General features: G+C 55.3%; 12 protein-coding genes. 6 read left to right on the top strand and 6 right to left on the bottom strand.

Translation table 11 applies throughout. The annotated features are described in order from the left end of the window. Window position 1 precedes the first annotated feature (1 nt). Together devC and H6G13_RS04995 are read right to left on the bottom strand one after the other, a co-directional pair. On the bottom strand, window positions 2-1,150 hold the full coding sequence (gene devC, locus H6G13_RS05000) for an ABC transporter permease DevC (RefSeq protein ID WP_190482065.1): 1,149 nt from the start codon (window positions 1,148-1,150) through the stop codon (window positions 2-4). Further along, complete coding sequence (locus tag H6G13_RS04995) at window positions 1,147-2,247, bottom strand: efflux RND transporter periplasmic adaptor subunit (RefSeq protein ID WP_347277433.1); 1,101 nt, start codon at window positions 2,245-2,247, stop codon at window positions 1,147-1,149. Before H6G13_RS04995 ends, devC begins: the two co-directional genes overlap by 4 nt. A 262-nt stretch (window positions 2,248-2,509) precedes the next feature. Between H6G13_RS04995 and H6G13_RS04990 the strand changes: the two genes are divergently transcribed. Then, entirely contained in the window at window positions 2,510-3,136 is a 627-nt protein-coding gene (locus H6G13_RS04990) for a TetR/AcrR family transcriptional regulator (protein ID WP_190482063.1), read from the top strand. Here the strand turns inward: H6G13_RS04990 and H6G13_RS04985 are convergent. Both H6G13_RS04985 and tmk read right to left on the bottom strand, forming a co-directional pair. After that, window positions 3,102-4,070: a DNA polymerase III subunit delta' gene (locus H6G13_RS04985; RefSeq protein ID WP_190482062.1), complete on the bottom strand. Its 969-nt coding sequence runs from the start codon at window positions 4,068-4,070 to the stop codon at window positions 3,102-3,104. The genes H6G13_RS04990 and H6G13_RS04985 overlap by 35 nt on opposite strands. Further along, a complete protein-coding gene (gene tmk / locus H6G13_RS04980; protein ID WP_190482061.1) occupies window positions 4,057-4,731 on the bottom strand; it encodes a dTMP kinase in 675 nt (224 codons plus the stop codon). The genes H6G13_RS04985 and tmk overlap by 14 nt, the downstream gene beginning before the upstream one ends. Window positions 4,732-5,027: 296 nt before the next feature. Here tmk and H6G13_RS04975 point away from each other — a divergent pair, with 296 nt between their 5' ends. Continuing rightward, complete coding sequence (locus tag H6G13_RS04975; protein ID WP_242028152.1) at window positions 5,028-5,348, top strand: hypothetical protein; 321 nt, start codon at window positions 5,028-5,030, stop codon at window positions 5,346-5,348. A gap of 116 nt (window positions 5,349-5,464) precedes the next feature. On the opposite strand, the gene H6G13_RS04970 is transcribed toward H6G13_RS04975, so the two are convergent. After that, window positions 5,465-5,917 carry an FHA domain-containing protein gene (locus tag H6G13_RS04970; RefSeq protein WP_190482060.1) on the bottom strand — a complete coding sequence of 151 codons (453 nt, stop codon included), beginning with the start codon at window positions 5,915-5,917 and terminating at the stop codon, window positions 5,465-5,467. Between the two features lie 166 nt (window positions 5,918-6,083). Next, the gene (locus H6G13_RS04965) at window positions 6,084-6,650 is read right to left on the bottom strand and encodes a cyclic nucleotide-binding domain-containing protein (protein ID WP_190482059.1); all 567 of its coding nucleotides are present in this window, start codon (window positions 6,648-6,650) and stop codon (window positions 6,084-6,086) included. 147 nt (window positions 6,651-6,797) lie between these two features. On the opposite strand from H6G13_RS04965, the gene H6G13_RS04960 reads away from it, so the two are divergent. From H6G13_RS04960 to H6G13_RS04945, 4 genes are all read left to right on the top strand, one after another. Next, window positions 6,798-7,598 (top strand): RMD1 family protein, encoded by an 801-nt coding sequence (locus H6G13_RS04960; RefSeq protein ID WP_190482058.1) that lies wholly within the window; start codon window positions 6,798-6,800, stop codon window positions 7,596-7,598. Window positions 7,599-7,668: 70 nt separating this feature from the next. After that, a complete protein-coding gene (locus H6G13_RS04955) occupies window positions 7,669-8,490 on the top strand; it encodes a tetratricopeptide repeat protein (protein ID WP_190482057.1) in 822 nt (273 codons plus the stop codon). 207 nt (window positions 8,491-8,697) lie between these two features. Beyond that, window positions 8,698-11,703 (top strand): SMC family ATPase, encoded by a 3,006-nt coding sequence (locus H6G13_RS04950; RefSeq protein ID WP_190482056.1) that lies wholly within the window; start codon window positions 8,698-8,700, stop codon window positions 11,701-11,703. A gap of 207 nt (window positions 11,704-11,910) precedes the next feature. Continuing rightward, window positions 11,911-12,186 carry a DUF1830 domain-containing protein gene (locus H6G13_RS04945; protein WP_190482055.1) on the top strand — a complete coding sequence of 92 codons (276 nt, stop codon included), beginning with the start codon at window positions 11,911-11,913 and terminating at the stop codon, window positions 12,184-12,186. The last annotated feature ends 133 nt before the right edge of the window (window positions 12,187-12,319 follow it).

Here is a 12,319-nt window from a genome sequence, read left to right as displayed (position 1 = left end):
CTCACGCAAAGACTTCGGCAGGATCAGCCGTCATAGCCCGCCGCACTGAGATCAGCCCAGAGAGGCTGCACATCAGCAGGGCCAGCGTCAGCACAAACCCCACTCGAAACAGCGTCATCTGCATTGGCAAAGCACCATCAGTGGCATTGACGGTCATCGCGTAAAGGCCCAGGGAAACGATCAGGCCTGGTACGTATCCCATGACTGCTAGCAGTACCGCCTCCTGCAGCACCACCTTAAACAAATACCAGCTGCTATAGCCCATGGCTTTGAGGGTGGCGTATTCCCGCAGGTGGTCGCGGATATCGGTATAGAGGATCTGGTAGACAATCACGGTGCCAACCACAAAAGAGACCAGCACGCCCAAGCCAAAGATAAAGCCGATAGAAGTGGCCTGCAGCCAGTAGGTGCTGTCGTGCTCGATAATCTCAGCTTTGGTAAAGATGTTGACATCGGCAGGCAGCAAGGCCCGCATAGACTCCTTCATTTTTTGCGGGTTGACCCCAGGCTCTAGCAAAACCACCCCTAGATTGACCTGGGTCAGCGGGCGGGGCGCAAAGTAGCGGCGAAAGTTTTGATCGCTCATCAGCAGGGTGCCGTCGGCAGCAAAGCCGCCACCTAAGCTATACTGACCGCCGATAGTGACCCGTCGCCGGTCAGATTCGGTTTCCAGCCCAGTTGTCTGGGGGCCAAACTCGGGCCGAGACAGCCGATCAATAAAGACCGTATTGGGCTGCTGCAAAATACGGATGCCCTCGGGCGTGTTGACCTCCGGCATGAGGAAAACCGGATCTTGGAGATTGTAGCCATAGACAAACATGGCTCGACTGAGGCCAGTCTCAGGGTTTTTCCAGAGGGCATAGTCGGAGTAGAGGGGCATCACCCGCTGCACCCCTTCAATGCCCGCCACCTGATTTAGTCGGGTGCGGGGAAAGGGCTCGGTGGAGCTAATTTCTAGTGATTGGGGCGACATCAAAAAGATGTCGCCATTGAACTGCTCAAAGAAATTGGTGGTGGTGCTCAGCAGCGCCCCCAAAAAGCCCAGGTTCATGAAAATCAGCAACACGGCAAAGGCTACACCTGCGATCGCAACCAGCAGCCGGGTGCGGTCGTGCAGCAAATTTAGAACCGACAGAGGAACCCGTTTCATGGTGCGATCGCTGCCCTTTCAATATCAATAGCCACATCGACCTGAAGGTTAGTCAGTCCGGCCACTACTTCACTTTGATCGACCCGCACCCACACCTCCACCACACGGGCATCAGCATTAGCTGCCGGATCATCGTCAAGAATGTCGTTTTTGAAAATCTGCAGCCCAACCCGCTCCACAGTGCCGGTCAAAACCTGATCAAAGGCTCCGTTACGGCTAGTGATAGTGACCGGCTGCCCTGCCCGCACCAGTCCGATATCGGTCTCGTAAACCTCGGCGACTACATACATTTGGGTGGTATTGCCCAGGGCCAGAATCGGCGTTTCTGCTGGAGAGACTGCTTCACCAGGTTCGACATAAATATCGAGCACCTGCCCAGCCTGGGGCGCTTTGATCACTGTGCGATCTAGCTGAGCCTGGGCCAGCGCCAGATTTTGCTCAGCCGACTGTACCCGAGTTGCCACTTCTGCCAGCCGGTTTTCGGCCTGGGCCGACTGCACCTGAGCTTGGGCGTTGCTGAGGTTGCCTTCCCGTTCCCGCACCAGCCGATCGCGGGTAGCGCGGGCATTTTGCAGGTCGGCCCGGAGCCGCTCGACCGTCGCCTGCTGCCGATCTAGCTCTTGCCGAGATAAGGCCCCACTCTCGCTAAGCCGCTGGAATCGGGTCAGATCAATCTCGGCCACGTCAAGCTGGGCCTGCAGGCTGTCAATCGCCGCTTCCTGGGCCGCAATTCCGGCCTGCTGGGGCGGATCAACCTGGGTAATGCGGGTGTTTGCCTCCTGAACGCGAGATGTGCCCCGCTGACGCTCAGCTGCTAGCTGGGTGCGGGCCTCTTCTAGCTGACTGGCGGCGTAGTCGCGCTCAGCCTGGCGAATTTCGTAGGTGTCCATATAGGCCAAAATCTGGCCCGTTTCTACCAAGTCTCCCTCCTTGACTTGAATTTCGCCCAGTCGCCCCATTTCAGGAGCCGCTACATCTACGACTCGTCCCTGGGGCTCTAAACGTCCCAATGCCGCTACCTGAACTTGCTGGGGCGGAGGCAGGGCCTCTAGCTCACGAGCTTCTTGCCGGCTCTGGAGAACATTGCGTACCGTCACAAACGATATCCCTCCTACTACCAGGAGAGCCCCGATTAACGCCCATAGACCAGGTCTTTTCCACGGTCGAGATTGATTGGCAGCCATCCCCGTCTGCGCCCTTTATGTTTGCAATGGTTCTTAAAAGATGATTCTAGATTAACTGCACTACACCGTGCAGTCTAGTAAATTTCACATATTCTGTTGGTAGTGCAATCTATGCCTGTCCATCTATTTTTTACCCATCGAACCAATCGCCCCCACTGAGCCGGCTATAGACCCTATGACTACTTCCCTGACCAGCGAAGACTCTTTGGCCTCGAACAAAGCCGAACAAATTTTGGGCGGTGCAATGGCGGTTTTTTTAGCCGCTGGCTATGCGGGCACCAGCATGGATCGGGTCGCCGCCCAAGCCGGAGTCTCTAAACACACGATCTACAGCCATTTCAATGACAAGGAGGGACTCTTTAACGCGCTGATTGAAAGGCTGGTGCTGCGCCGCTTTCATATTGAGTTTGGTGAGTCGGGCTGCGAGCTGCCCCTAGACAGTTCTCCAGAGCAGGTGCTGCATCGCCTCGCCAGCATTTTGCTAAAGCTTCGAGAAGATCCCGAGTACATTGCCTTTTTTCGGCTGCTGATAGCCGAGTCGGGGCGCTTTCCCGAATTGGCTCAGCTCTATTATCAGAAGGTGATTCAGGAGGGCAACCGGGTACTTTCAACCTACTTCCGCGACCACCCTGGTCTCGATCTAGATCAGCTAGAGGCGCGATCGCACATTTTTTTTGGCTCTCTGGTCTGCCATATCCTGGCCCAAGAGGTGCTACACGGCAAGCACCTGATGCCTCTGCCCGATGACAGCCTAGTGGACTGCCTGATCAAGATGGTGCTGTCGCCTCCAGCAGCCGCATGAAGGTCACCTCCCACACCAGCCGGGGCTGCACGTAGCTGCGCAGGTACTTGCGGGCCTGCTCCAGGTGTTGCAGCCCAGCAGGACTGATAGAAGAAGATTGCTGCCAATAGCAGTGCTGCAGGTAGTCCACCAGCCAGAGTTGAGCCTCGGTATCAAGCAAATTGGCAATCTGACGACCTCGCTCTAGGGCATCGCGCAGGTCGGCTGGGGGCTGCAGCAGGTTCGCCAGCAGGTCAGCAGGGATGGCCTGCTTTTGCTCGTAGGCTGCGATCGCACTTCCCGGACTGCCCTGCGCCAGCATCATGAGATCCGGCTGATCCAAAACCGCCTCGTGGCCGCTGTCGCACAACACAGCGGCCATTTCCGCTTGACCCAGTCGCCGAAAGGGAATTAGCTGACAGCGAGACACCAGCGTAGGGAGCAGGGCACTGGTGTCGGGGGCCAGCAAAATTAGGGTTGCCGCTCCCGGTTCTTCTAATGTTTTGAGCAGGCCGTTGGCAGGCGCTTCTGCCATCGTCTCTGCCCCCTCAAGCACGACCACTGCCCGCGCTGTCTCCAGCGGTGGGCGACTGAGGAACTGACCAATTTCCCGAATCTGCTCCAGCCGGATCTGGGGCGTGCTTTTGCGCTTAAGACCCTGCTCAGCCGCCGCTGCCGCCGTCAACCGTCGCCCCTGGTGCAGATAGGTCGGCTCTACCCAGAGCAGGTCGGGGTGGTTGCGCTGGTGAATGCGCCGCCTGAGCACAGGAGTAGACTGGCTCTGCTTGCCAAAGTGGGTCAAAATCACCTCAGCAAAGCGCTCTGCCGCTAACCGCCGCCCCACCCCCTCTGGCCCTGCAAACAAATAGGCTGGGGCAATGCGCTGCTGCTGCACTGCCCGCCCCAGTAACTCAACCGCCATCTCTTGGCCCTTGAGATCTTTAAATGTCTCCATACCACTGCGCTATATACTGCCCCACAACCTGCTGAATCGCTTGGCTAACTGCTGTCGGTTCCGGCTGAGCATCCACCGCTGTAATTCGCTCTGGGTGAGCCAAGGCCAGCTGCTCAAAACCTTCCTGCACCCGCTGATGAAAGGCCAGACCAGCTTGCTCTAGGCGATCGACCATTCCCCGCTGCCGGGTGCGGGCTAGGCCAGCCTCGGCAGGCAGCTTCAGCCACAGCGTCAGGTCGGGCACCAGACCTCCGGTGGCAATCTGGTTGAGCTGAGCAATGGTTTCTAGATCTAGCCCTCGGCCGTAGCCCTGATAGGCCAGGGTAGAGTCAATGAAGCGATCGCACAGCACCCAGTCCCCTCGCGCCAGAGCTGGCCGGATCAGCGTCTCAACATGTTGAGCCCGATCTGCTGCGTACATCAAAAGCTCTGCTCGATCGGCAATGGCCAGAGCTGGGTCTAAGCCCAGCAAAATTTGTCGCAAGGAGGCTCCAAGAGGGGTGCCGCCCGGTTCTCGCGTTAGCCCTACCTGGCCCACTAAGCCCCGTGCTTGGAGCGCCTGAAAGGGGGCATAGCCTTTTAGCCATAGATCAAGCTGCTGCAGTTGGGTAGACTTGCCACACCCCTCAATTCCTTCAAAAACAATAAGTTTTCCTTGCATGAATAGACCCAACTGATTTAGGATGCCGAACTCTTTCTAAACTCCCCCCAGCGACCCTTGGGGCAACTCTAGGATTAAGTAATATTGCATACATTCGATCGCTAAACTCGGCCTTTAAATTAAGGTCGTTCCGGAGAAGCGAGCTCCACCATTTAGGCCGCTGCTGGTGGAAGGGGCTCTGGCCTCTCGCTATATTTGAGAGCAAGCTGCAAAATTAAGAAGCAGTTTATCCGGAACAGTTCTGTTCTGGCTGCAGTCTATAGATAACTGCTGTCGCTATTAGTTGAGTGTTTCCTATGGCTCGCTACAGCAATTTCATCAAGGTTTCAAAAACCACCTCCAACCTGCATGATTTTTTGGTCAACACCCTGAAGTCGTGCGGCTTAAACATGGTATATGAGACCACAGACTACCTGGTGGCCAAGGAAAAGCCCGGCCATGTGTCTATGAACCAGTTAGCTACAGTGGAGGTTTTGATCAATCCACCCACCACAGAAGACGCCCAGGCCAAGGTCAACCTGGTAGTTCGTAACGAGGAACTGGCGCTGAGTTTCAACAACCACTGTCACCGTGTATTCTCTACGGTCAACGAAGCTCTTGGTACAGCTGCCTTCTAGGCCCATTTGCCAGCCGCAGGCCAAGTCTTGGTAGGTGTTCAACGCCCGAGCGATCTATTAGTAGCGCTCCCCGAGATTCTGCCAGCGTTCAGCTAGGGCGTGCTCTAGTAGAGGCCCTAGTAGCTATTAGATTCGTCGGCAGTTGAATCTTCGTCTGCCTCTTCAACCATGTTGGGACTAATCAGGGTAATGTCAAACTCATCGGGCGGTAGAGTCGCCAAACTGTCTCGCCGGAGCTGGTAGTAGATTGCTCGGGCTTGAGGGCCAAAGACGATTTCATCCTCGTTTTTGAGGTCGTGGGCCTGCAGCTTGCGCCCGTTGATCAGCATCCCATTGGCGCTGGGTTTGCCCTTCAAGTTGCCGTCAACAATCCGGTAATAAAAAGTACTGTCGTCCTTAGGCAGCTGAACTAGTGTTGCGTGGTGCCGCGAGACGAACTGGGAAGAAAGCCTAATATCGCACTTAGGGTCTCGCCCAATGGAGTAAACCGAACCGTCTAGGACAATTTCTCGCCGTCCTTTACTATCCTCAACGATCAAAATGCTGCTGAGCTTCGAATTTGGGTTCATGCTAGGACGCTGAATTTCAGGGTTGGCTAAGGCCGACGAATGGACTGCCAAGACTCCTCACCTAGTCTAGCGCCACATCTTGCATGGAGCGAAAATATCGCGATCGCAAGCGGTCTTTGCCAGGGCGGGGTTAGGCTTAGTCGAATTTAACCTTAAAGACCTGCGATCAGCCACCCTGTAAATCAATCCACGGATCAGAATTTGAGTCGCGCAGCCGCCGCAGCATCCAGTCAAAGCGAATACCGCCTACGGCAATCACATCAGCCATCTCTCCAACAAACCCTTCATGGTCAATGGCAATCGGTCGCCAATGCTCACCTTCAAGGTGTTTGACCGTGCTGCGCAGACGGCTAGAGAGCAAGATAGCTAGCGCCTTGTAAAACCGCGAGGCAAACCAGGTATCTTTGTCCAGCTTTTCCTGCAGCACCTGACAGGGAATTGCCAAGACAACTGCAGATCCTTCAGCGGCCACCGTAGCAGAAGGGGGTTGAGTATCTACAAAAGACATCTCGCCGACCACCTCACCGCTAGAAAGTTCAGCGATGACCTGCTCCTTGAGAGCAGAGACGGTAACGTGTAGAGTACCATCCAGAAGCAGATAGATTGCGTCTGTAGGCTCTCCTTCACGGATTAGCACGTCCCCTTGGGTGAGAGCCAGCCGTTCCCCGGCTGTGATTAGCCAATCGACATCGTCATCCTCAAACACACCTAGTATGAACAGCACACGCTTCATAAACTGCTGCCTTAGTGAAGAACGATTATTTTACTGAATCTGCCCCTGCAAAAATCGTGGTCACAATCAAACCCCGTTAAGCCAGATACTGCCCCTGATCTCTTGCCCCTAATTTCTATATAAAGATCCTCACAGATCCCATCATCCATGTCCAAACTGCTCTTTGTTGACCAGGAGACCGTCCAAGTCCAGGCTCTGTTTCTAGGACAGCGCATCGACCTAAAGCCTTTTACCAATGCTATGCCGATGGCGGTTTCTCCGCTAATGGTCGAAGCTGGCACCCATGGGTGTGCCGTTTTGTTTCCCTATGGAGTCGCCGTTCTTTTTGGCCTGCCTGCCGTAGAACAAGCTAAGTTCCTTCAAGATATTCATTCACTAATTGAGGGCGTTTTTGAAGATCCTGAAACTGAGGGTGCCGTGATTCAAATTGCCCCTGTAAACATGGGTAAAGTAGAGAATGGCAACATCTTACTCTCCTCACTAGATGTTCCCAGTCTGCAAATTGTAGCTGAGGTCATGGCCAAAAGCGTGGTCTTAGCCCAGTACGAAATGGGAGCCGCCAAAGTCTTTGATCAAATTGAGCCTTTTGCAGTTAGCCTGCAAAACTTAAACCAGACCCGCCAGCAAGGAGCCGTACTGCTCAAGCAAATTGGCAATACGCTGATGATTCAACACAAGATGGTGGGACGAGTTGAGATTATTGATAAACCCGAGTTGCTCTGGGAGTTTCCTGATCTCGATCGTCTCTACCTACGATTGGAGGATGAATACGAAATTCGAGAGCGACACTCAGCCCTAGAGCGCAAGCTGGAACTCGTCACGCGCACTGCAGAAACAGCCCTAGACCTGCAGCAGCAAAAAACGGGGCTGCGTTTGGAGCTGTATGTAGTTATTTTGATTGTGGTAGAAATTTTGCTGTCTTTGTACGACCTGGTTTTTCGAAGCTAAGGTTAAAGGCTCAGGGTTGAAAGATACCTACATCCTGAAAAAATGTGAATCACAAGATAGGGGATGACTCATGGGTTTGTCTATTGAAGTCGGTGAAGCAACGTTTGCCGAGGCGGTGCTGCAGCAGTCTTTTCAAACTCCGGTGTTGATCGACTTTTTTGCCCAGTGGTGTGGCCCCTGCCAGATTCTCAAGCCTATTTTGGAAAAGCTGGCTCAGGAGTATGACTTTGTACTGGCTAAGGTAGACATTGATCAAAATCCAGCCCTGGCCAGCACTTATAAGGTAGAGGGTGTGCCCGATGTGCGAATAGCGATGCAGGGGCAGGTAGACAAAGGCTTTGTCGGTGTTTTAACAGAGCCGCAAATTCGAGATTTTTTAGGCCGGCTCAAGCTCAAGTCTGCACTGGAAATTGGCTTAGAGCAGATGCACCTGGCGGAACAAGCCGGTAACGCCCCAGAAGCGGAGCAGATCCTCACTCGCCTGCTGACTCAGTTTCCAGATCACCCCGCTCTAATTTTGGCAGCGGCCCAGCGCGCGCTCCGGCAAAACCAGCCCGATCAGGCCCGTCAGTTCCTAACCCAGCTTTCGGCCCACGACCGCGAGTATGGCAGCCAGGTCGAAAGCTTACAGGGTCAGATCGAGTTTCAGCAAACAATCCAGGCCGGAGGCGGAGAGTCTGAGCTAGACCAAACGTATCTGGCGGCCTGTGAAGCAGCCGTTGCCGGTAGATTCGAAGATGCCTTAGCCAAATTTCTGACTGTAGTGGAGTGCGATCGCACCTACCGCAACGACGGTGCCCGCAAAGCTATGATCACCGTTTTTAAGATCCTAGGCGACGACGATCCCATGACCAGCACGTACCGGAAGAAGCTGATGCAGGCGATGTATTGAGGGGTAATTGAGGGGTACGGAGACGCGTGTTCTCCTCTCCTGCGGCCTCTTCTCTCTGCATCTTTCCCGCTCTCTAAGTACTTTTACCGATCAGCCCTACTTATTTAAAGCGATCCCACCTATCAAAGATCAGGCGTATTGACGATCAGGCGTACTTTAAGATCGAGTGTACTGCTATGGTAGAGGGTAAGTGGTTGACCCTTATCCATGATCCCCAGGCAGTTGACCCTTAAGAATTTTCTGAGCTACCGGGAAGCGACCCTTAACTTTGAAGGGCTGCACGTAGCCTGTATTTCCGGCCCTAATGGGGCGGGCAAATCTTCCCTATTAGAGGCGATTGTCTGGGCGATTTGGGGCCACAGTCGGGCAGCGGCTGAAGACGATGTGATCTACCAGGGCGAGCTAGAGGCGCGGGTTGATTTTGTCTTTGAGCACAGCCACCAGGTTTACCGCATTCTTCGCAGCCGCCGTCGCAATCAGGCTAGCAGCCTAGAGTTTCAGGTGCTGACTGAGCAGGGTTATCAGGTGCTGACCCAGCGGGGCATGCGGGCAACTCAGCTGCTGATTTGTCAACAGCTCAAGCTCGATTACGACACGTTTGTCAATTCTGCCTACCTACGCCAGGGCCGGGCAGATGAGTTCATGCTGAAGCGGCCCAGCGAGCGCAAGCAGATCCTAGCGGATTTGCTGAAGCTGGAGCAGTACGATCATCTGGCCGAGCGGGCCAAAGACCGGTTGCGGGAAGCCAAAGTCCAAATTGGCGTGCTGGAGGCGCAGAGCCAAGATCTAGAAACTCGGCTAGAGCAGCGCAGCCAGGTTGTTCAAAACCACCAAAGCCTACAGACTTTTTTGGAGGGGCTTAGCCAGGGTCAGCAAAGCCTACAGCAGCGTCTGGAGCAGCTGCACAGCTTGAACCAGCAGCGGCAGGTGTGGCAGCAGCAGATCCAACTGCAGCGACAGCAACAGGGGCATTTGCAGCAGGCGTTGGAGCGGCTGCGGGGAGAGCAGAGCAGCCTAGAAGAACAGCTGCAGCGAACTGAGGCGGTGCTGCAAGAAGCGGATGCGATCGCAGCTCAGTACCAGCACCTGCAGCAGCTCCAGGCCCAAGAGCTAGCTCTATCGGCCCAGTTTCAACAGCACCAACAGCTCCAAGAGCAGCGCCGCCAGCTTCAGGAGCAGTATCAGCAGCAGCAGCAGCAGTTGACCGACCGGCTGCGGCAGCTACAGCATCAGCAGACCGCTCTAGAGGAACAGCTGCGGGAGTGCCAGCCGATTTTGGCTAAAGCCCCTGAAGTCAAGATCGCTTTGGGGCAGCTCCAGGCTGCCAAAACCCGGCTTAGACAGCTCGATGAACTGCAGATGCAGGCCGCGCCCCTGCTGCAACGCCGTCAGACACTGCAGGTTTCTCTGGAGCGGGCCCAAACTCGGCTCAACACTCGGCTAGAAGAACTTTGTAGCTCTGAGCAGCAGCTACAGCACCAGCACGCTCAGCAGCCCCAGCTAATGCAGGCCGTGATGGAGGTAGCCCACACCCTAGAGTATCTAGAGAAGCGGCGGGGCTACCAGGCTCAGGTGCGCGAGAAGGGGTTAGAGCGGCGCAGCTTTATGGAGCGGCTGCAGGCCAACCAACGCACTTACGAGGCCCAACTAAACCAGGTCGATCAAAAAATTCGCCTGCTGTCAGAACCCGATGCCGTCTGCCCACTCTGCGATCGCCCCTTAGACGAGCACCACTGGCAGCTCGTACTAGAGCGTCAGCGGATTCAGCAGAAAGAGCTGCAGGACCAGCTTTGGGTAATCCGAGAGCAGCTTACTACCTCAGAGCGAGAAATTCAGGTGCTGCGGCAAGAGTACCGAGATCTAGAAGCAGAGCTAGACCGCTATAGCCCAGCGCTACAGCAGCGCGGCCAGCTAGAAGCCCAACTCCGCTCAAGCGCCGATGTGCAGAGCCGCCTGCAGCAGCTAGAGGCCGAGCGGCAGCAGCTAGAGCACTGCCTGCAGGAAAACCACTTCGCCCTAGACGTGCAGCAAGAACTGACCCAGATTGACCAGAGCCTGGCCCAGCTTCACTACGACGACCGCGATCATGCCTTGGTTCGAGGTCAGATGGATCGGCTGCGCTGGGCCGAGATTAAGCAGGCGGAAATTGAGCACGCTAATCGTCGCCGGGAAAAGCTACTAGCCCAGCAGCCCGAACTGGCAGTTCGGATCGCAGCTTTGCAGGCTGAACTGGCAAGCCTAAAGCAAGCCCCCTTACAGCATGAGATCGCAACGCTTGACCAGCAGCTAGCCGCCATCGGCTACTCCTTCGATGGGCATAACCAGCTGCGACAAGCTATTCAAGCCCAGCAGCCCTGGCAGATGCGCTTTCAGGCCCTAGAGCAGGCCCAACAGCAGCAGCCCGAGTTGCGGCAGCGGCAGGCTAACATTGAGCAGCTCGCCCAGACCCGTACCCAAGAACTAGACCTGTTAAACCAGCAGATAGCTGAGCTAGAGGTCGCTCTGGGCCAAACGCCTGATACCCAGCAGCAGATTCAGGAACTAGAGGGACAGCTGCAGGCCCAACAGGTGCAGCGCGACTATACTCTGGCTCAACTGGGCGCGCTCCAGCAGCAGATTCAGCAGCTTGACCAGCTCCAGGCTCAGCTATTGTCTCAGCAGCAAGCGCTGCAGGCCGCCCGCACCCAGGCGCGGGTGTACCAGGAGTTGGCCTATGCCTTTGGCCGCAACGGCATCCAAGCTCTGATGATTGAAAACCTGCTGCCTCAGCTAGAGGCCGAAACCAATCACATTCTCAGCCGCCTCAGCGGCAACCAGCTGCACGTACAGTTTGTGACTCAGCGGGCCAGTCGTCGCCAAAACAAGCTAATCGACACCCTCGACATCCTGATTGCCGATACCCGAGGCACCCGCCCTTACGAAACCTACTCAGGCGGCGAAGCCTTTCGGGTCAACTTTGCCATTCGGCTGGCCCTGGCCCGACTGCTAGCCCAGCGCTCAGGCATGCCCCTACAAATGCTGATTATCGATGAGGGTTTTGGCACCCAGGACGTGGAGGGTTGCGATCGCTTAATTGCAGCAATTAGTGCGATCGCAGCCGACTTTGCCTGTATCCTCACAGTCACCCACATTCCCCACTTCCGGGAAGCCTTTCAGGCCCGAATTGACATTCACAAAACCGAGGATGGATCGCAAATCCTGCTGTCCATGTAATGCGATCGAGGATTGAACCGGATCGGCGACGAGACCTGGTCTAAGACTGACAAGAAGACACTATCTGAGATGGCAGGTTCATCTTCTGCACTCGCTAAGAGCGCTGTTGACAAAAATAGTTAACTGAAATTCCGCAAAATCTCTACCTAATGGCTGGCTGTAGGTTATTCCTCACGGTTAGCCTAGATTTAGTTAACGGATCAACCCATGAGCTATATCCCCTCGTTTTCTGACGTGTCACAGCGCATCCTGTGCTACTACAGCAACCACAGCAGCCACGTCCAAGTAGCGCTAGTGTCTAACCTGCCCGGTTTGCGTCTGGAGCAAGTTCTGTTTCCCGGTCAGCGGTGGATGTTTTGGAGCCACCTTGAGGCGATCCTTGAGATTTACGCGACCCAGTCGGGCAAGCCAGTTCTAATCGAGCAGGTTTCCTGCGCCCAACTTCAGGTAGTCGAGCAGGCAGCCCGCTCCCTTGTCCACTAGGAGCGTTCAATTGGACGGGACACTTTAAATCGAGGCGTTGGCTTTGGCAGACATGCTCAACTTGCCCAATTTGGATGTGCCTCTCCATGCTGGAATATTCCTGAGATCCAACCAGTACGCCGAGGATCAAATC

Origin of the sequence: Pseudanabaena sp. FACHB-2040 (genome assembly GCF_014696715.1) — a bacterium.
Lineage (GTDB): Bacteria > Cyanobacteriota > Cyanobacteriia > Phormidesmidales > Phormidesmidaceae > JACVSF01.
Note: the sequence above shows the minus strand (reverse complement) of the source record. Positions and strands in the feature narration are given on the sequence as shown.